The organism is Burkholderia perseverans (assembly GCF_022870505.1).
In the GTDB taxonomy this organism is placed as follows: domain Bacteria; phylum Pseudomonadota; class Gammaproteobacteria; order Burkholderiales; family Burkholderiaceae; genus Burkholderia; species Burkholderia plantarii.
Genome location: NZ_CP045093.1, coordinates 282,303 through 300,691, shown reverse-complemented (window position 1 = coordinate 300,691; position 18,389 = coordinate 282,303). Strand labels below are relative to the sequence as shown.

Genomic DNA, 18,389 nt, shown 5'->3' with positions numbered 1-18,389 from the left:
TCGTCGAACAGAACACGCGAGCGCGCGATTTATTCCGTCGGCGGCTCGTCCGGCGCGCGCCGCGGCTCGCGCGCCGCCGCGAACGGATCGTTGAACTCGACGCCTTCGGCAACGGGCTCCATGGTCGCCGCCCTGCCGCGAGGCTCGGCCGGCGGCGGACGATTGCGCGCGGCGAGCGCGAAGAAATCGTCGATCGCCATGCCGCCCCGGCCAACGCCGACGTCGCTCGCGGCGCGCGGCGCGGCCGGCTCGCGCCACGGCTGGCCAGGGCTGTCCGCCGAACCGCGCCGCGCGCCGCCGGGGTTGGCCGCCGCATCGCGCCACGCGTTGCCGAGGCTCGTCGCCGAACCGCGTCGCGGGCGGCCGTCGTTCCCGGCCACCTCGTTCCTGGCGTTCCCGTCGTCCGCCCCGTTCATCCCGGCACCGTCGCCGGAATCGCGCCGGCCCGTGCCCATGTCGATGCCGGAGTCGGCCATCTGCGCGGGGATATCGGCGCCCGAGCCGCGTCGCATGGCGCCGGCCTCCGCCGCCGAACCACGTTGCGACGCGTCGCGCTCGACCAGTGAGCCGCGCCGTGACGCGTCGATCTCGGCCAACGATACGCGCCGCGACGTGCCGATCTCGGCCAGCGACCCACGCCGCGACGCCGCGATATCGCCCAACGACCCACGCCGCGACGCATCGATCTCGGCCAACGACCCGCGACGCGATTCCGTCGCGTCCGCCAGCGACCCGCGCCGCGACGATTCCCGCGACGACGTCCCGCTCCCCTGGCTTCCGGTCCAGCCGCTCTTGCCGCGAATCCCGTGATCGCTGTAGAACCGGCTCAGCTCCGCCTCGGTGCGGATGATGCTCCACCTGCCGCGGTCGCACATCGCGACGGGCAGCGACGGCGCGGTCACGCGTTCGTCGATGCGCGCGCCCGGCTCCCGGTTGCGCATATGCGCGAGGTAGTTGTATTGCGGGCCGTGCTGGACGACGCCGAGCGCCGGCTGGTCGAACGGCCGGCGCGCATCGACGGCGCCCACCGCGCAGTTGATGCCCGAGATCAGGCTCAGCTCCTGCCCCTCGACGAGCGGCCCGCGCGTGCCGCTCAGGTTGATCGCGTCGTGCATGTCGTAGTCGCCCGTCACGAGCGCGCCGACGAAGTCGGGCGTGTGCTGCAGGCGCACGAGATCCTCGCGCAGGTGATCGTGGTCGAGCGGCAGGTACTTCCAGCCCGGCGCCTCGGGTGCGGGCTCGAGCGGCAGCGCCGACATGCCGGGCTGCGAGTGCTGCACGTAGAGGCCGTCGAGCCGCCCGTCGCGATAATGGCCGACGAAGCCGTCGATATCGTTGCGCCGCGCCTCGCGCATCCGCCGCGCCGCTTCGTCCTTGTCGCCGTACACCGTCTCGAGCGCATCGCGCTTGATGGTCTTGTCGGACAGCCCGTGCGGCTTGGGCAGCGCGCCGGCCTCGAGCCGCTTCAGCGTCTGCGCGCCGGCCGGGCGAAAGCTCACGGCAACGTTGAGGATTCGCGCCGCCTCTGCAATCGCAACCAGATGCCGAGGCAGCAGGTAGGTCTCGCCAATCTCGCGCTCCACCGCGTTCAGCGGCCGGTCCCGCATGCGCCGCGCGGCGGCCTCGATGCGCGTGGCCTTGTCGCTCGACAGCGCCGGCGAGAATGGCACGCCGCCGCGCCGTGACGCGCTGGCCGGGCCGCGGTGCCCGGCACCGTCGGACTGCACGGCGGCGCGCTGCAGGCCGGCCAGCGCGCCGAGCAGGCCGTTCTCCACACCGCGCGCTTCGGGGCCGCGTGGCGCGGAAAGCGGCGCTTCATGCGCGGCGGACGGCGCGGCGGCGGAATCGACACGGCTCGAAGGCGGACGGGTGACGCGTGATGCGGACATGGAACGCTCGACGAAATACACGGGCGAAGGGGAGGCGGCGCGATGCGATGCTGCATCGCGTCATGCACCGGGATTGTCGATACAAACCAGGACAGCGGTGTCGTTCACCGGAACCCTTCGTCGGGAATGCGAAGCGCGAGCCGCAGATGACAGCGCGGTGACAGCGGGCGCGCCATCGCGCATCGGCGATGGATCGCGCGCCCCTCGCGGCAGGCGCGAGCGCGCCCGCCCGCCGCCTGCCGTCAGGCCGGCCCGGCGCGCAGCACCTCGCGGATCGCCACGTCGAAGCGCGTGCGCCGGCCGATGCCGAGCGCCTCGAGCCGCGTCGAGTCGAGATGGCAGTCGTAGGGCCGCGGCGTCGCATCGCGCGGCTCGGTGATCGCGTTCAGCCGCGGCGCGAGGCCGAGCGCGGCGCCGATCCGCGCGGCGATCTCGTGCTTGGTCATCGGCTCGTCGCCGGACCACTGGCAGAGGCCCGCCACCGCCTCGCCGGCCGCGTGGCGCTCGATCAGTTGCGCGATCACGAAAGCGACGTCGGGCGTCCAGGTCGGATAGCGGATCGCCCAGGCGTCCATGTCGGCGCGCGCCGCGCCGGGCCGCGCCGACGCGACGACGGGCGGCACCAGGCTCGTGACGGCCGAATCGTCCCAATCGATCATTGGCCCGTACAGCAGCGGCAGGCGCAGCACGCAGGCGCGCGCGGAGGCGCCCAGCAGCGCCGCCTCGCCATCGGCCTTGCTGCGGCCGTAGGCGTTCAGCGGCGCGGGCGGATCGGTTTCGCGGTAGGGCGCGGCGCGGCCGTCGAACACGTAGTCGGTGGACATCGCGAGCGTCCAGGCGCCGAGCGCGTCGGCGCGTTCGGCCAGCGCGGCGAGCGCGCCGACGTTGATCGCGCGCGCGGCGGCCGGATCGTGCTCGCAGACGTCGGGCCGGCGCTCGGCCGCGCAGACGATCACGGCATCGGGCCGATGCTCGGCGAAGAAGCGGTCGAGCGCGTGCGCATCGAGCAGGTCGAGCCGCGTCAGCGCCTCGGGCGCAAGGCCCGCGATCCGCGCGGCCGCGCGCGCCGGCGCGCCGTGCGGATCGCGCACCGTCGCGACCAGCCGCCATTCGCGACGCGGCGCGAGCGCGGCGGCCACGGCGCGGCCGAGCAGGCCCGACGCGCCGATCAGGGCGAGATTCATGCAGGAGGTCTCCGGAAGACGCCCGGCAAGCGGGCAGGCCGCCATTGTGCCGCGTTCGGGCGCGGCGCCCGCGATTCGTCGGGGAGCCGGCTGCTGCGCATCGTCCCGCACGGTGAACGTCTGGCCGTCTCCGCATGGCGTGCGGGCCATGAATTCCTGGCAGGCCGATCTGGCGAGGTTACGCGTACTCATCCGAAAAGGAGGCCTTGGGCGCCGCCAGACTCGGGCGGCCATCGGCTTCGCCGGTGGTCAAGCGGATCATCCGGCCGATCGCGTCACGATCGGCTCAGGTCGGCCAGTGACGCGCCAGATCGAAGGAAAGCTGTCGATGATGGCGGATCGACAGCAGATGGATCGTGTCACCGATCCGGGCATACAGCAGCAGGTAATGCGTCGTCAGGTACTCGCGCAACTCGCCGCCTTCGGCAATGGCATTCAATTGCGCGGTCAACTCGGCCACACCGTTGCTCACCTCCACGGAGCGGATCGGGCGGTCGAGGAAGGCGCGCCCCATCCCGGCAAACGCTCGAGATTGGAAATGACCCGGTCGGTCAGTTCGTCCAGCAGCGCATCGAAGGCTTGCGGTGCTTCGGCTTCACGCAGGAACGCTTCGATATCGCCCGAGATTGCGTTCGAAGTTGGCGGTGAGCTTGACGGTATGGCGGGCTGTCACGGTGCGAACCGGCTGTTCGGCGGACGGCTTCAGTCCGCACCGCCGCCGGCACGCCGCCGCTTGATAGCGGAGATGGCATCACGCGCGTCCTTGACCTTGCCGGCCGCCACGTCGGCCAGGCCCGCGCCGGCATCGGCCTGCAACAGCAGGTGAATGCGCTCCCGCTCCGGTTGATGGTAGTAATCCAGCCGTTCGGCATCGATGATGGCCACGTAGCTTTCGCCGTTCTTCGTGACGATCTTCTCCGCGCCGGCCTTCGCCTGATCGGCCAGTTCGGACAAATTGGCCACGGCTTGGGACAACGAGATCACATCGCGGGCCGAGATCGGCATGGCGGCTCTTCAAGGGGTCGGTTTGTACCGAATAACGTACATGTTATCGCAGCTTGGTGGCGGTCGCTCCGGCCCCGACACGCGCGGCCGGGATCCGGCGACATGCGGTATCGCGCGCCGTAGCGCTTCCCCCAAGCCTTCCGGCAACGCCCAGCCGACGCGCGCCAAACGCGGCCAAACCCGCACCACTCCCGCCCCCCGCCCGCATTTTTGAGCGGCACCGCACCACAACAAGGCAAAATACGGGTTTTTCCGAGCCCGTGCCGGGCTCGCCCCGCCTGCCCGCCTCGTGCGCCGCCGCCAGCCGCGAGCGCCGTCGCGCCGGCAGGCCTGCTCGCGCCGTGCCGCGAGCCCACCGGAGTCGCATGACCATGCCTGAGTCGAATCTGTCGTTCGCTGGCCGCCTGTCGGTCGCCATCGGATCGTTCTTCGCCATCCTCGGCGACGGCAAGCTCGCCGCCGAAGTCCGCAACCTGCGCAACGGCGTGAGCGCGCCCGCCCCCGCGCCCGTGGCCCCCGCGCCCGTCGCACCGAAGCCGGCGCCGGCCCCCGCCCCGGCGGCAGCCCCCGCGCCGGCCATCCAGGCCGCGAGCCCCGACGCCGCGCTGCAGCTGCTCGGCCTGCTGCAGAAGAACGCGCGCTTCGTCGATTTCGTCGAGGAAGACATCGCGAGCTACGCCGACGCCGAGATCGGCGCGGCCGCGCGCCTCGTCCACGAAGGCTGCCGCGCCACGCTGCGCGAGCACTTCACGATCCGCCCGGTCCGCACCGAGGCCGAGGGCACGCGCGTGACGCTGGCCGAAGGCTTCGACGCGAGCGCGAACCGCCTGACCGGCAACGTGGTGGGCGCCGCGCCGTTCACCGGCACGCTGAGCCACCGCGGCTGGCGCGCCGCCGAGGTGAAGCTGCCGAAGCTGATCGGCACGCACGACGTGAGCGTGATCGCGCCGGCGGAGGTGGAGCTGTGAGCGAGCCGCGTTTCTCGATCGGTATCGACCTCGGTACCACGCACTGTGCTTTGTCCTATGTCGATCTCGCCGCGAGCGACGGCGACGCGCCGCAGCAGCAGGTGCTGCCGATCGCGCAGCTGACTTCGCCCGGCGCGATCGGCTCGCCGAGCCTGCTGCCGTCGTTCCTCTACCTGCCGCATCCGGGCGAACTCACGCCGGGCGACCTGACGCTGCCGTGGACCGCGACGCGCGACTACGCGGTGGGCGAGATGGCGCGCAGCCGCGGCGCCGGCACGCCGATCCGGCTCGTGTCGAGCGCGAAGAGCTGGCTCTGCCATCCGGGCGTCGACCGCCGCGCGGCGATCCTGCCCAACGACGCGCCGCCCGAAGTCGAACGCGTCTCGCCGCTCGAGGCCTCGGTGCGCTACCTCACGCATCTGCGCGAGACCTGGGACCACGCGCATCCGGACGCGCCGTTCGCCGCGCAGGACGTGACGGTGACGATCCCCGCCTCGTTCGACCCGGCCGCGCGCGAGCTGACGGCCGAGGCCGCGCAGGCCGCCGGCTACGCGCGCATGACGCTGCTGGAGGAGCCGCAGGCCGCGCTCTACAGCTGGATCCAGAAGAGCGGCGGCGGCTGGCGCAAGGACGTGAAGGTCGGCGACATCATCCTGGTGGTGGACGTGGGCGGCGGCACCACCGACCTCTCGCTGATCGCCGTGGTCGAGCGCGACGGCAACCTCGAACTGCACCGCGTGGCGGTGGGCGAGCACATCCTGCTCGGCGGCGACAACATGGACCTCGCGCTCGCGCACGTGGTCGCGCGCAAGCTGGCCGCGCAGGGCACCCAGGCCGATCCGTGGCAGCTGCGCGCGCTCACCTACGCATGCCGCGGTGCGAAGGAAACGCTGCTCGGCGACCGCACGCTCGACGCCGTGCCGCTGGTGGTGCCGAGCCGCGGCTCGAAGCTGATCGGCGGCTCGATCCGCACCGAACTCACGCGCGCCGAACTCACGCAGATCCTGCTCGACGGCTTCTTCCCGCAGGTGGACGCCGCCGCGCGGCCGGCGGTGCGCACGCGCGCCGGCCTCACCCAGCTCGGCCTGCCCTACGCGCAGGACGCCGGCATCACGCGCCACCTCGCCGCGTTCCTCGGCAAGCAGGTGGGCGCACTGGCCGACCTCGACGGGCTGCCGGCCGCGCCGGCCGAAGGCGCGAGCTTCCTGCATCCCACCGCCGTGCTGTTCAACGGCGGCGTGTTCAAGTCCGAGCTGCTGACCGAGCGCATCCTCACGATCCTGAACGGCTGGCTCTCGGCCGACGGCGCCGCGCCCGCGCGCCTGCTCGGCGGCGCCGACCTCGACCTCGCGGTGGCGCGCGGCGCGGCCTACTACGGCTACGTCAAGCGCGGCCGCGGCGTGCGGATTCGCGGCGGCACGGCGCGCGCCTACTACATCGCGATCGAATCGGCGATGCCGGCGATCCCCGGCATGGAGCCGCCCGTCTCGGCGCTCTGCGTGGCGCCGTTCGGCATGGAGGAAGGCTCCGACGCCGCGCTGCCCGAGCAGGAGTTCGGGCTGGTGGTGGGCGAGCCGGTGACGTTCCGCTTCTTCGGCTCGTCGGTGCGGCGCCAGGATCAGGTCGGCACCATGCTCGACTACTGGTCCGCCGACGAGCTGCAGGAACTCGAAGCGATCCAGGCCACGCTGCCCGCCGAGGGCCGCACGCCCGGCGAAGTGGTGGCCGTGCGGCTGCACGCGCACGTGACCGAAGCCGGCACGCTCGAACTCGAGGCGATGCCGCGCGGCAGCGGCGAGCGCTGGAAGGTCGAATTCGACGTGCGCGGCGGCGTGGACGCCTGATGGCGCAGGCGAAGGCGCGCTACGTCGTCGGGATCGATCTCGGCACCAGCAACACCGTGGTCGCCTATGTCGAGGCGGGCGGCACCGACATTCGCCTGTTCGAGATCGACCAGCTGGTGGGCCTCGGCGAACTGGGCGCGGCGCCGCTGCTGCCCTCGGCGCGCTACCACCCGGCCGAGGGCGAACTGGCCGCCGGCGCGCTCGCGCTGCCGTGGCGGCAAGGCGAAGCCGAAGGAAACAGAACGGCCGACAGCACCACGCCGCCTGCGATCATCGGCCGGCTCGCGCGTCAGCTCGGCGCGCAGGTACCGGGCCGGCTCGTCAGCAGCGCCAAGAGCTGGCTGTCGAACGCCTCGGTGGACCGGCTCGCGCCGATCCTGCCGTGGGGCGCGCCCGAGGGCACCGGCAAGGTCTCGCCGGTGGCCGCCAGCGCCAGCTATCTGGCGCACGTGCGCGACGCCTGGAACCACCGCTTTCCCGATGCGCCGCTGGCGCGGCAGGACGTGGTCCTGACCGTGCCCGCGTCGTTCGACGACGGCGCGCGCGCGCTCACGCTGGAAGCCGCGCGCGCGGCCGGCCTGCCCGCGCTGCGGCTGCTGGAGGAGCCGCAGGCGGCGTTCTACGACTGGCTCTACCAGCACCGCGAACGGCTGCGCGACGCGCTGGCCGGCACGCGGCTGGTGCTGGTCTGCGACGTGGGCGGCGGCACCACCGACCTCACGCTGATCCGCGTCGAACTCGACGCGCAGGGCGAGCCGACCCTCACGCGCGTGGGCGTCGGCAACCACCTGATGCTCGGCGGCGACAACATGGATCTCGCGCTCGCGCATCTGGCCGAGCGCCGACTCGCCGGTGATGGCAACGGCGGCGGCGGCGCGAAGCTGTCGGCGGCGAGCCTCTCGCAGCTGGTGGAGCGCTGCCGAGGCGCGAAGGAGCAACTGCTCGGCGACGACGCGCCCGAGGCGGTCCCCGTCACGCTGCTCGGCGCCGGCGCGAAGCTGATCGGCGGCGCGCGCAGCACGCGGCTCGAACGCGCCGAGGTCGAACGGATCGTGGTGGACGGCTTCTTCCCGGCCGGCCGCGCCGGCGAGCTGCCGCGCCGCTCGCGCGCGGCGCTCGTCGAGTTCGGGCTGCCCTACGCGGCCGATCCGGCGATCACGCGGCACATCGCGACGTTCCTCGCACGCTTCGCGTCGCAATCGTGCGACTCGCTCGCCGACGGTGCCCACGCGGCGAACGGCGAACTCGTTGCGTCCGCATCGAATCCGGCGGACGCCGCAACCGGCGACGCGCCGCCCGCGTTCGCGCTGCCCGACACGCTGCTGCTCAACGGCGGCGTGTTCCGTGCCCGCGCGCCGGCCGCGCGCCTCGCCGACACGCTCGGCGCCTGGCGCGGCGCGCCGCTCAAGGTGCTCAGCAACACCCAGCCCGACCTCGCCGTGGCGCGCGGCGCGGTGGCCTACGGGCTCGCGCGCGCCGGCCTCGCGCCGAAGATCGGAGGCGGCTCGCCGCGCAGCTATTTCCTCGTGCTCGACGGCGAGCGCGACGCGCAAGCAGCGGCCGGAGCCACGGACGAGACCAACACCCCGGCACCGCGCGGCGTCTGCGTGCTGCCGCGCGGCACGCCCGAGGACGAGCCGGTGCGGCTCGACGATCGCACGTTCGCGCTGCGGCTCGGCCATCCCGTGCAGTTCCGCCTCGTCTCGACGGTGGCCGACACGCCGTGGCGCCCCGGCGAGATCGCCGAGCTGGCCGGCGACGATTTCGTCTCGCTGCCGCCGCTGGCCACCGTGGTGCGGCGGCGCGACGGCGGCGCCGGCAAGGCCCGCGAGCGCGCGGTGCGGCTGACGGCGGCGCTGACCGAGGTCGGCACGCTGGAGATGCACTGCGTGGCCACCGACGACGACGCGCAGCGCTGGCAGCTCGAATTCCGGCTGCGCGGCGCGGATGAAACGGGTGCCGACGCGGCCGAGGGCGGCGGGCCCGCCGACGCCGCGCGCCATCCCGGCCTCGACGCCGCGATCGCACTGATCGAACGCGGCTTCGGCGCGCCGTCGGCACGCATCGATCCGAAGGAAGTGAAGCGCCTGCGCGCGCAGCTCGAACAGCGGCTCGGCCCGCGCGAGGGCTGGGATCTCGCGCTGTTGCGCGAACTGTTCGGCGCGCTGTGGGAGCGCGCCGCGCGGCGCCGCCGCTCGGCCGACCACGAGCGGCTGTGGCTCAATCTCGCCGGCTGGTGCATCCGTCCCGGCTTCGGCCAGGCGCTCGATGCATGGCGCGTCGAGCAGCTGTGGACGCTGTTCGACGACGGCATCCAGCACGTTCACGACGCACAGGTGTGGTCCGAATGGTGGACGCTCTGGCGCCGCGCGGCCGGCGGCCTGCCGGCCGAGGCGCAGCAGCAGGTCTGCGAGGCGCTGGCCTGGCTCGACGAAGCGGCCGCGCAGAAGCATCACGGCCTGCCGTTCGATCCGTCGAAGCTCGGCCAGGCCGACATGACGCGCCTCTACGCCTCGCTCGAACGGATCCCCGCCGAGCGCAAGATCGCGATCGCCGAGGCGCTGCTCGACCGGCTCGCGCGCGGCGCGGGCAACCGCCAGGACTGGTGGGCGATCGGCCGGATCGGCGCGCGGCTGCCGTTCTACGGCAGCACGCACGAGGTGGTGCCGCCCGAGGCGGCCACGCGCTGGCTCGACGCGATCCTCGCGCTCGACTGGAAGAAGATCGAACCGGCCATGTTCGCGGCCGCGCAGATCGCGCGCATGACGGGCGACCGCTCGCGCGACCTGCCCGACGCGGTGCGCGACGCGGTGCTGCGCCGGCTCGCGGCCGCACACGCGGCGCCGAGCTGGCTCGCGATGGTGCGCGAGGTCGTCACGCTCGACAGCGCCGACACCGGGCGCGTGTTCGGCGAGGCGCTGCCGGCCGGATTGACGTTGATCCGGTGAGATGAGCCGCGCGCGCAGCGCCTTCGATCAGGTCGCTGACCACGCGCGGCGGCGAGGCCGGCATCGCCCCGATTCACGCGGCCCCGATTCACGCGCTCTCGCCCTGGACGACACCAGCCGATAAGCGCCGCAATCGCACCGGAACCCCCACTGCAGGCTTCCCCCCCGCGCTCCATAATGGCCGTTCGCATACGAAGAGGAGCACGGCATGCAATACGAACTCTATTACTGGCCCACCATCCAGGGCCGCGGTGAATACGTTCGGCTGGCACTCGAAGCGGCCGGCGCGGACTACCTGGACGTCGCGCGCGAACACGGCGGCAAGGGCCACGGCGTGGCGGCGCTGATGGACCTGCTCGACAGCCGCTCGCTCGAAACGCCGCCGTTCGCGCCGCCGTTCCTGAAGGCAGGCGAGCAGATCATCGGCCAGACCCCGAACATCCTGCTGTTCCTCGGCGCCAAACATCAGCTCGCGCCGAAGGACGAAGCGGGCCGGCTCTGGGCACACCAATTGCAACTGACCGTGGCCGATTTCGTCACCGAGATCCACGACACCCACCACCCGATCGCCTCGGACCTCTATTACGAGGACCAGAAGGCCGAGGCGGCGATGCGCGCCGAGGATTTCATCAAGCACCGGCTGCCGAAGTTCCTCGGCTATTTCGACCGCGTGCGCGAGCAGAACCCGCACAAGGGCGGCTACATGGTGGGCAGCCACCTGAGCTACGTGGACCTGTCGATCTTCCAGCTGATCGAGGGCCTGCGCTACGCGTTCCCGAAGGCCACCGCGCGCGTCGAGAAGCAGCACGCGGGCCTCACCGCGATCCGCGATCGCGTGGCCGAGCATCCGCCGATCGCGCGCTACCTGGCCTCGGAGCGACGCATCCCGTTCAACAAGGAAGGGATCTTCCGGCACTACCCCGAACTCGACCGCTGACGGTTCGCGTCACCGCCGGCACGCCGCCCGGCGCGCCGGCACCCCTGATCTTTCAGGCCGCTTTCGCATTCGCAGATATTAGAAGTTCATCTTGCAAGTTGATCTTCCTTTAACTACGATAGCGGCCATGACCACCTCCACCGAATCCGACCGCGCGCTCGAAGCCGCCGTCGTGGACCTGACGCTCGCGATCGGTCAGCTCGTGCGCCGGGTTCGCGCCGAAGTCGATCCGAGCGACTACAACCTGTCCCAGCTGAGCGTGCTGGCGCGCCTCGAACATCGCAGCCCGATGACGATCGCCGAGCTGGCGCGCGCCGAATCGATGAAGCCGCAGTCGATGGGCACGCTGGTGCAGAGCCTGGAACAGGCCGGCCTGGTGGAGCGCCAGTCGCATCCCACCGACGGCCGCCAGTGGCTGATCGCGCTGACCGAGGCCGGCGCGGCCGAGCGCCGGCAGCGCCGCAGCGCGAAGCGCGCGTGGCTGCTCGAAGCGATCCGCGAACTCAGCGTGGAGGAGCGCCGCGCGCTGACCGCGGCCACCCCGCTGCTGCGCCGGCTCGCCGAGCGCTGAATCATGACCTGACGCGTGGCATGCACTGCGGCGTGCCCCGCAGCGCAACGCACGCTCCGTATCGATCCGCCGCGCGGCCGGCCACGGCCCGCACGACATCCGCACCCGCGCGCCGCCGGCCGGCGCGCGAGCTTCACGACTGCGCCCCCGGCCCGGGCGGCGCGGCCTCATCCCGGGCTTGCCCGGGCTCATTCCCGTCAACGGCCCCCGGCCCAAGGAGCTTTTCATGACCGTCACCACCCTCGATCCGAAAACCGCGCTGATCGTCGTCGACCTGCAGAAAGGCATCGTCGCGCTGCCCGTCGCGCACCAGCCCACCGCCATCGTCGAACAATCGGTGCGCCTGCTCGATGCGTTTCGCGAACGCGGCCTGCCCGTGGTGCTCGTCAACGTCACCGGCATGGCGCCAGGCCGCAACGAGCAGCCGCACCGCGGCGGCGAGCTGCCGCCCGACTGGGCCGACCTGCTGCCGGAACTGAAGCAGCAGGCGGACGATATCCTCGTCACCAAGCGCACCTGGTGCGGCTTCACCAACACCGATCTCGACGCGAAGCTGAAAGCGGCCGGCGTCACGCAGGTCGTGCTGTGCGGCATCGCCACCAGCATCGGCGTGGAATCGACCGCGCGCCTCGCCTACCAGCTCGGCTACCACGTCACGCTCGCCGTCGACGCGATGACGGACCTGAACGCCGACGCGCACGCCAACAGCATCGAGCGGATCTTCCCGCGCCTCGGCGAGACCGGCACCACCGACGACATCATCGCGCTGCTCGGCAAACGCAATGCCTGATCGTCCGCGCGACGACGGCGGCCTTCCGGGGGCCGGTGCTGCGGGCCATGCGGGCGATATGAATGACACGCCCGCGCCGGCGGACGCCGCGCAAGCCCCGCAAGCCGCCCAGGCATCGCCTGCTCGGCTCGACCGCTCGGTCTGGAAGATCGCCGGCGTGGCGACGCTCGGTTCGCTGCTCGCGCAGCTCGACGCGACCATCGTCAACGTCTCGCTGTCGAGCCTCGCCACGGCGCTGCATTGCAGCCTCTCGACGATCCAGTGGGTCACGAGCGGCTACCTGCTGGCCCTCACGCTGGCGCTGCCGCTGAACGGCTGGCTGGTGGACCGGATCGGCGCGAAGCGCGTGTACCTGCTCTGCTTCGCGGCGTTCACGCTCAGCTCCGCGCTGTGCGGGCTCGCCTGGTCGGCCGGCTCGCTGATCGCGTTCCGCGTGTTGCAGGGCATCAGCGGCGGCCTGCTCGCGCCGATGGCGCAGATGACGATCGCGCGCGTGGCCGGCGCCCAGATGGCGCGCGTGGTCGGCTATTCGGCGGTGCCGGTGCTGTTCGCGCCGATCCTCGGGCCGGTGCTGGCCGGCGCGCTGGTCGACTACGCGTCGTGGCGCTGGCTGTTCCTGATGAACCTGCCGATCGGCGCGCTCGGCCTCGCGCTCGCGCTGCGCGTGCTGCCGGCCGATCCGCCCGCGGCGGCGCGGCGCCGGCTCGACTGGATCGGCTTCGCGCAGCTGTCACCGGCGCTGGTGCTGTTGCTGTTCGGCTGCGAACGGATCGGGCAGGCCACGGGGCTCGCGGCCGCCGCGGCCGGCGCCGTGCTGCTCGCGTGGTTCGTGCATCGCGCGCGGCGCCGCGCCGACGCCGCACTGCTCGATCTCGCGTTGTTCCGACGGCCGGTGTTCGCGCTCGCCACGGCGATCCAGTTCGTCTGGAACGGCGCGCTGTTCGTCGGCCAGATGCTGGTGCCGCTCTACCTGATCGAGGACATCGGCCGCACGCCGGCCGAGATGGGCTGGCTGCTCGCGCCGACCGGGCTCGGCATGCTCGTCACCTATCCGTCGATGGGCGCGCTGACCGCGCGCTTCGGGCTGCGTCGCGTCTCGGCCGCGGGCTCGCTGCTGGCCTGCGTCGCGACGCTGCCGATGGTCTGGCTCGCGCTGCACGGCTTCGACCTCGGCGTGCTGCTCGTCACGCAGTTCCTGCGCGGGATGGGGCAGAGCGCGATCGGCGTGCCGACCATCTCGTCGGCCTATGCCTCGGTGCCGCGCGCCTCGCTGCCGATGGCCACCACCGCGCTGAACATCGTGCAGCGCCTGGGCGGCCCGGTGCTGACCACGCTCTGCACGACGCTCGTCGCGTGGCGGCTGGCGGTACCGGCCGCCGTCGGCGCGAACCACGGCGGCGCGTTCGCCTGGGGCTTCGCGATGCTGGCGGCGCTCTATGCGCTCACGTGCCTCGGCGCGATGCGGCTGCCGCACCGGATCGAGCCCGTGGCCGGCGCCACGGGCACCACGGCGCGCGGCTGAACGCGGCATGGCCGCCTCGCGACGAGCGGGGCGGCCACCGCCTCGCCCGTTCATCGCGCATGCGCCACGCGCCGATCGATTCGAGCTTGCCTCGCCGGCCACGGCACCTCGCGCGCACGCCCGCCCACACCGCGCGATAATCGCATCCGCCCTCTTCGCTCCCGGAGCTTTCGCGTGACCCCGATCGTCCTGATCCCCGGCCTGCTCTGCACGGCCGAAGTCTTCGCCCCGCAGATTCCCGCGCTGTGGCCGCACGGCCCGGTCATGGTCGCCTCGACGCTCGAAGGTGAGACGATACGGGAGCTGGCCGCGGTGATCCTCGCCAATGCGCCACCGCGTTTCGCGCTGGCCGGCTACTCGATGGGCGGCTACATCGCGCACGAGATCCTGCGTCAGGCACCCGCGCGCGTGACGCGGCTCGCGCTGCTGAGCACCTCGGCGCGCCCGGACCTGCCGATCCACGTCGAGATGCGTCGCGCGCTGGTCGATGCCGCCTGCCACGGCGATTTCGACACCGTGCTCGCGAACGTGTCGATGACCTCGGCCCATCCGTCGCGCCGCCACGATCCGGCGCTCGCGGCCATCAAGCGGCGCATGGCCGCCGCGATCGGCCGCGCCGGCTTCGCGCGCCAGAGCGAGGCCGTGATCGGCCGCGTCGATTCGCGCGCCGGCCTCGCGACGATCGCGGTCCCCACGCTGGTGCTGACCGGCGACAGCGACCCGCTCGCGCCGCCCGATCACGCGCGCGAGATGGCCGACGCGATTCCCGGCGCCACGCTCGTGATCGTGCCCGGGTGCGGCCACAACGCGACGCTCGAATGCACCGATGCCGTCAATGCCGCGCTGCTCGCGTGGCTCGCGGCCTGATTTATCACGAAGTGACATTTTTGGTGCCGCCGCGGCGGTTTTTTCGCCGAAGCGGCGCCGCTGGCGATGGCCAAGGGCAATGGCAGAACGAAACACGCGCCGCGCCGCGCCGCGCGGCCCGCGCGATAACGTTATGAACACCCGCGCGCCAACCCGGCGCGCATCGAACAACGGCGCGCGGGGCTCGTGTATCGTGAGGGCGTACCAGGCCATTCCGGAACATCGATGACCACGATCGATACGATATCGACGCCCCGCTCCAAGCTGTCCGCCGCCTCCCGCCGCCTCACTCCGAACCCGACGAACCCGGTGCCGGCCACCACGCGCCGGCCATCCGGCCCACGCGCGAAGCGGGCCGCCCATGCACTCGCCGTCGCGCTCGCCGGCGGCTTGATACCGATGGTCTGCCGCGCCGAGAGCGACGTGCTCGGCGGCTTCGGCGAACTCGGCGGCGCCGGCCGCATCGCCATCTACGCGCTCGCCGGCGGCTGGCTGCTGCTGACGCTGTTCCTGTTCACGATGCTGCGGCGGGTCCGGCCGCACACGCGCTACGCCGCGAGCGGCCTGTTCCTGGCCGCGCCGTTCCTCTGGCTCGCCATCACCTACGGCTGGTTCGCGATGACCGAGCCGCGCGAATTCACGCCGTCGACGCCCACCACCGCGATGCACACCACCGACACGCCGGTGGAGCTGGGCGGCGCGACCTTCCCGGCCGGCAGCCGCGTCGCCATGCTCGCGCCCGACGATCGCGGCGACGCCTCGCAGCCGGCCGCCGTCGAGGCCGATCGCCCGGTCGCGCTCGGCAAGCTGTCGATCCGCGCGATCCATCGCGTGGCCGGCGGCGCCGACGACACCTACGGCGCGCTGCTCGCGTTCGACCAGACCATCGAGGGCTGGCCCTGCGCGGCGATCGCCGACATGGACACGGTGCTGCGCGTGGAGAACCGCCACGCGCCCACGCCGCGCCTCGTGTCGTGCCAGCTCGCGAAGACCGTGACGATCGGCAGCGTCGCGTGGCCGCCCGCCACCGTCGTGCGGCGCGGCAAGGGCGGCGGCTGGACGCTGTTCTGGCAGGAGCAGACGTTCTCGCAGGTCGAGCGCGCGAAGGCGTTCGCGTTCGACGTCGATTCGATGTCGGGCGACTACGGCGCGGCGCGCCAGCTGCTGTCGTGGAGCGGCACGCTGCACGGCGACGGCGAGGTGAGCGTGGGGGACGTGAAGTTCGGCGGCGATCCCGCGCCGGCGCTCGCCTGGCAGAGCGACGGCGCGATTCGCGTGACGGGGCACGGCGTGGACCCCGGCGGCGCGCCGGCAAATTGCGTGACGGTGACGTTCACGCACACCGGGCCGGCGTATCGGCGCTGCGTGGCGCCGGTGGCGATGGAGGCGGGATCGGCGGTGAAGGGGGCGGGGAATTGAAGGGGGCGGCTGTGCTCGCACCAGGCGCTGGGAAATGGGCAACGAGCGTTACTGGGTCGGATTGACCTGCACCTCCCAGCAGACGGTCGGCGTGGTCGATTGATTGGAAGCATCCCGATTTAGGACGGCATCGTCGGGAAACCAGTTTTGATCGTCGATGCCCTTGACGACATGCCAGACGAAATCGACACGCATCACCTTTCGCGACGACAAGCGCGTCGCCGTGGGCCTAACGCTGGCCCGAAACGCGATACTGATCGGGGGTCATTCCCGTAAGCCTCTTGAACATCACGATAAACGCTGACGAGGTCGCGAATCCGAGCTCGTCAGCGATTCGCTGGACCTGTGCGCCGCCGTCCAAACTTTCTATCGCGCGCAAGAGCTTCAGCCGCTGTCGCCACTCATTGAGCGCCATCCCCAGTTCGAGCTGGCACTTCCGTTCCAATGTCCTCGCGGTGGTGTTCACATGAGCAGCCAATTCTGCATTCGATCGCCTGTCCGCTGGATTGCGGTGCAGTTCCTCCAGGACTATGTTCACCTGCATGGAGTTGCCCGACGGCAAGTACGTGTCGCCATAGGTCGCGCCGAGGATTTGGTCGATCGCGACCTCTGACATTCGCAAGTCAGCGGGACTGACCGGTGAACGAACATCGCGCGCGGCGAGATCGTCGAGGATTGCGCGTAATACGCTACCGACGCTGACCGAGCAAGGTTTGTCAGGCAGGTCTTGGCAGCGGGGGAGCGATAAATACACCGAGCGATAAACAGTCGCCATATTAGCGTAGGAAAAATGCTCTGCGAATGGGGGAATCCATATCGCATGCCGAGGTGGAGACAGGAAGTGTTGGCCATCTATCTCAATGTGCATAACTCCCTGAGAAACGAAGTTGAATTGACCCCAGGCATGCGAGTGCCTTTCCCACTCCCCACGAGCAAACTGCTCGTGACGATAGTAGATCTCCCCTGTAAAGCCGGTAGGGATGCCGTCCGGCAACTTCATTTTGTCGCTCCTCAAATATCGATTGTCGTTTTGGAAGGATACCATTCCTCAACGACATGATCTAAGCTGATATCTTTCAATCAGGCATGTGGCGCGACATCAATGAACTATGTTTTTCCGATCCTCTCCGCACTGTTGTGGGGGGGCAATACTTTGGTCGCCAAAACGGCGGCGTCCGCGATCGGCCCGGTCGAAATCGCCTTTATTCGCTGGTTGTTAGCTGCGATTCTGCTGCTTCCATTTGCAATCAAACCCCTGCGGCAATACCGCGAAACAATTGCGTCGAATTGGTGGAAGCTTGCGTTGCTAGGGATGGCGGGTGGTGTCGTATACCAAACGCTGGCCTATACGGCTGCTGCGTATACTTCCGCGATCAATATGGGAGTGATTCAGGCACTGGTGCCCATGGTCACCATCTTCATGGCAAGTGTCGCTTTTCGCACGGTGCCGACTACCAGTTCAATATTAGGTGCAATCGTGTCTCTCGCCGGCGTATTGCTTGTGATCTCAGGCGGGAGCTTACAGACCTTCATTGCCAACGGAGTGAATCGAGGCGACGCAATGATGCTTCTGGGGGTGTGTTCGATGGGTTTGTACAGCACATTGCTCAAACGGTGGCACCTAGAAATTCCTTTGATTGCCTCTATGTTCTGTCAAGCAGTGTGTGCGGCGACTATTCTACTTCCGTTTTACGTGACCTCTTCTAAACATGTATTAACGGTTGCGAATGGAAGCATGATCTTGTATGCAACGCTCGCCGCGTCGATCGTCGCACCGTTGAGTTGGATGGTCGGGACCAGGCGACTGGGGCCAGCGCGGGTTGCATTGTTTTTTAACCTGGTTCCGATCGTTACCGCCGCTCTTGCAGTCGTTGTCCTGGCAGAAAGATTCACATGGAATTTGCTGCTTGGGGGCGCGCTTGCGCTCATTGGGGTTGCAATCGTCGAAGTGATGAATTTACGACGCGCGGCAGCAAACAAGGAGCGGCTATCGCGGCAACCGCACGGCAAACAGCGCAATTCTGTCAGACCACGGCAACAGGTATAGCACGGGGCGGTAAGTTTTCGAAAGCAGAGAGAAACTCGTCGTTGATGGAACAAGACTCCAAAAGAAGCATTATACGCACCGACATTCACATCCACGAAAACGCCCAAATAAGTCGGCGTCTTATATATTGCGCAACCACAGGCAGACATAAATGCGGTGCATTGCGGTGCGACTGAATTGCAGTCGATGTGGCCTTGAATGACCTGCTACTGACCTTGTTTGAGCTTGCTCTTGCGATTTTCGAGTCACGCAAGCGATTAATTTCAAATGAAAGTCAGTGCGTCGGCAGAATAGATCGAGAGGCGTCGCCGGTCAGGTCGCCTTCGCCGACCTTGCGATTCCCATACATCGTCGCAACGAAATAACCGCAGACGCAGTTCCCGGCCTGAGTGAGCCGG

Annotated in this window: 15 protein-coding genes and 1 pseudogene; 10 read left to right on the top strand and 6 right to left on the bottom strand. The window is 70.1% G+C overall.

What is annotated here, in order from left to right; translation table 11 throughout:
- Positions 1-29: 29 nt before the first annotated feature.
- From BpN12_RS01320 to BpN12_RS01305, 4 genes and pseudogenes are all read right to left on the bottom strand, one after another.
- On the bottom strand, positions 30-1,889 hold the full coding sequence (locus BpN12_RS01320) for a hypothetical protein (RefSeq protein WP_246793490.1): 1,860 nt from the start codon (positions 1,887-1,889) through the stop codon (positions 30-32).
- 242 nt (positions 1,890-2,131) lie between these two features.
- On the bottom strand, positions 2,132-3,073 hold the full coding sequence (locus BpN12_RS01315; protein WP_246793489.1) for a dTDP-4-dehydrorhamnose reductase family protein: 942 nt from the start codon (positions 3,071-3,073) through the stop codon (positions 2,132-2,134).
- 286 nt (positions 3,074-3,359) lie between these two features.
- Positions 3,360-3,746 (bottom strand): annotated as a pseudogene (locus tag BpN12_RS01310) (type II toxin-antitoxin system RelE/ParE family toxin).
- Positions 3,747-3,775: 29 nt separating this feature from the next.
- On the bottom strand, positions 3,776-4,078 hold the full coding sequence (locus BpN12_RS01305; RefSeq protein WP_246793488.1) for a type II toxin-antitoxin system prevent-host-death family antitoxin: 303 nt from the start codon (positions 4,076-4,078) through the stop codon (positions 3,776-3,778).
- Between the two features lie 371 nt (positions 4,079-4,449).
- Here BpN12_RS01305 and BpN12_RS01300 point away from each other — a divergent pair, with 371 nt between their 5' ends.
- From BpN12_RS01300 to BpN12_RS01260, 9 genes are all read left to right on the top strand, one after another.
- Positions 4,450-5,046: a DUF2760 domain-containing protein gene (locus BpN12_RS01300; RefSeq protein ID WP_246793487.1), complete on the top strand. Its 597-nt coding sequence runs from the start codon at positions 4,450-4,452 to the stop codon at positions 5,044-5,046.
- Entirely contained in the window at positions 5,043-6,890 is a 1,848-nt protein-coding gene (locus BpN12_RS01295; protein ID WP_246793486.1) for an Hsp70 family protein, read from the top strand. The genes BpN12_RS01300 and BpN12_RS01295 overlap by 4 nt, the downstream gene beginning before the upstream one ends.
- Complete coding sequence (locus BpN12_RS01290) at positions 6,890-9,838, top strand: Hsp70 family protein (protein WP_246793485.1); 2,949 nt, start codon at positions 6,890-6,892, stop codon at positions 9,836-9,838. The genes BpN12_RS01295 and BpN12_RS01290 overlap by 1 nt, the downstream gene beginning before the upstream one ends.
- Before the next feature lie 208 nt (positions 9,839-10,046).
- Complete coding sequence (locus BpN12_RS01285) at positions 10,047-10,775, top strand: glutathione S-transferase (RefSeq protein WP_246793484.1); 729 nt, start codon at positions 10,047-10,049, stop codon at positions 10,773-10,775.
- A 127-nt stretch (positions 10,776-10,902) separates the two neighbouring features.
- A complete protein-coding gene (locus tag BpN12_RS01280; RefSeq protein ID WP_246793483.1) occupies positions 10,903-11,346 on the top strand; it encodes a MarR family winged helix-turn-helix transcriptional regulator in 444 nt (147 codons plus the stop codon).
- Positions 11,347-11,572: 226 nt separating this feature from the next.
- A complete protein-coding gene (locus BpN12_RS01275) occupies positions 11,573-12,136 on the top strand; it encodes an isochorismatase family protein (protein ID WP_246793482.1) in 564 nt (187 codons plus the stop codon).
- Between the two features lie 58 nt (positions 12,137-12,194).
- Positions 12,195-13,658: a DHA2 family efflux MFS transporter permease subunit gene (locus BpN12_RS01270; RefSeq protein WP_246793481.1), complete on the top strand. Its 1,464-nt coding sequence runs from the start codon at positions 12,195-12,197 to the stop codon at positions 13,656-13,658.
- Positions 13,659-13,832: 174 nt separating this feature from the next.
- The gene (locus BpN12_RS01265; protein ID WP_246793480.1) at positions 13,833-14,525 is read left to right on the top strand and encodes an alpha/beta fold hydrolase; all 693 of its coding nucleotides are present in this window, start codon (positions 13,833-13,835) and stop codon (positions 14,523-14,525) included.
- A gap of 225 nt (positions 14,526-14,750) precedes the next feature.
- A complete protein-coding gene (locus BpN12_RS01260; protein ID WP_246793479.1) occupies positions 14,751-15,944 on the top strand; it encodes a hypothetical protein in 1,194 nt (397 codons plus the stop codon).
- 48 nt (positions 15,945-15,992) lie between these two features.
- Here the strand turns inward: BpN12_RS01260 and BpN12_RS01255 are convergent, their stop codons facing one another.
- Together BpN12_RS01255 and BpN12_RS01250 are read right to left on the bottom strand one after the other, a co-directional pair.
- Positions 15,993-16,157: a hypothetical protein gene (locus BpN12_RS01255; protein ID WP_246793478.1), complete on the bottom strand. Its 165-nt coding sequence runs from the start codon at positions 16,155-16,157 to the stop codon at positions 15,993-15,995.
- 16 nt (positions 16,158-16,173) lie between these two features.
- Complete coding sequence (locus BpN12_RS01250) at positions 16,174-16,944, bottom strand: AraC family transcriptional regulator (RefSeq protein ID WP_246793477.1); 771 nt, start codon at positions 16,942-16,944, stop codon at positions 16,174-16,176.
- Positions 16,945-17,046: 102 nt separating this feature from the next.
- Between BpN12_RS01250 and BpN12_RS01245 the strand changes: the two genes are divergently transcribed.
- Complete coding sequence (locus BpN12_RS01245; RefSeq protein ID WP_246793476.1) at positions 17,047-17,991, top strand: DMT family transporter; 945 nt, start codon at positions 17,047-17,049, stop codon at positions 17,989-17,991.
- Positions 17,992-18,389 lie beyond the last annotated feature (398 nt).

Bases quoted from the DNA above. Each gene is read 5' to 3' on its own strand.
- BpN12_RS01280 (WP_246793483.1), top strand. From the start codon at position 10,903: ATGACCACCTCCACCGAATCCGACCGCGCGCTCGAAGCCGCCGTCGTG.
- BpN12_RS01245 (WP_246793476.1), top strand. From the start codon at position 17,047: ATGAACTATGTTTTTCCGATCCTCTCCGCACTGTTGTGGGGGGGCAAT.
- BpN12_RS01270 (WP_246793481.1), top strand. From the start codon at position 12,195: ATGAATGACACGCCCGCGCCGGCGGACGCCGCGCAAGCCCCGCAAGCC.
- BpN12_RS01300 (WP_246793487.1), top strand. From the start codon at position 4,450: ATGCCTGAGTCGAATCTGTCGTTCGCTGGCCGCCTGTCGGTCGCCATC.
- BpN12_RS01320 (WP_246793490.1), bottom strand. From the start codon at position 1,889: ATGTCCGCATCACGCGTCACCCGTCCGCCTTCGAGCCGTGTCGATTCC.
- BpN12_RS01305 (WP_246793488.1), bottom strand. From the start codon at position 4,078: ATGCCGATCTCGGCCCGCGATGTGATCTCGTTGTCCCAAGCCGTGGCC.
- BpN12_RS01285 (WP_246793484.1), top strand. From the start codon at position 10,047: ATGCAATACGAACTCTATTACTGGCCCACCATCCAGGGCCGCGGTGAA.
- BpN12_RS01315 (WP_246793489.1), bottom strand. From the start codon at position 3,073: ATGAATCTCGCCCTGATCGGCGCGTCGGGCCTGCTCGGCCGCGCCGTG.
- BpN12_RS01275 (WP_246793482.1), top strand. From the start codon at position 11,573: ATGACCGTCACCACCCTCGATCCGAAAACCGCGCTGATCGTCGTCGAC.
- BpN12_RS01290 (WP_246793485.1), top strand. From the start codon at position 6,890: ATGGCGCAGGCGAAGGCGCGCTACGTCGTCGGGATCGATCTCGGCACC.
- BpN12_RS01250 (WP_246793477.1), bottom strand. From the start codon at position 16,944: ATGAAGTTGCCGGACGGCATCCCTACCGGCTTTACAGGGGAGATCTAC.
- BpN12_RS01260 (WP_246793479.1), top strand. From the start codon at position 14,751: ATGACCACGATCGATACGATATCGACGCCCCGCTCCAAGCTGTCCGCC.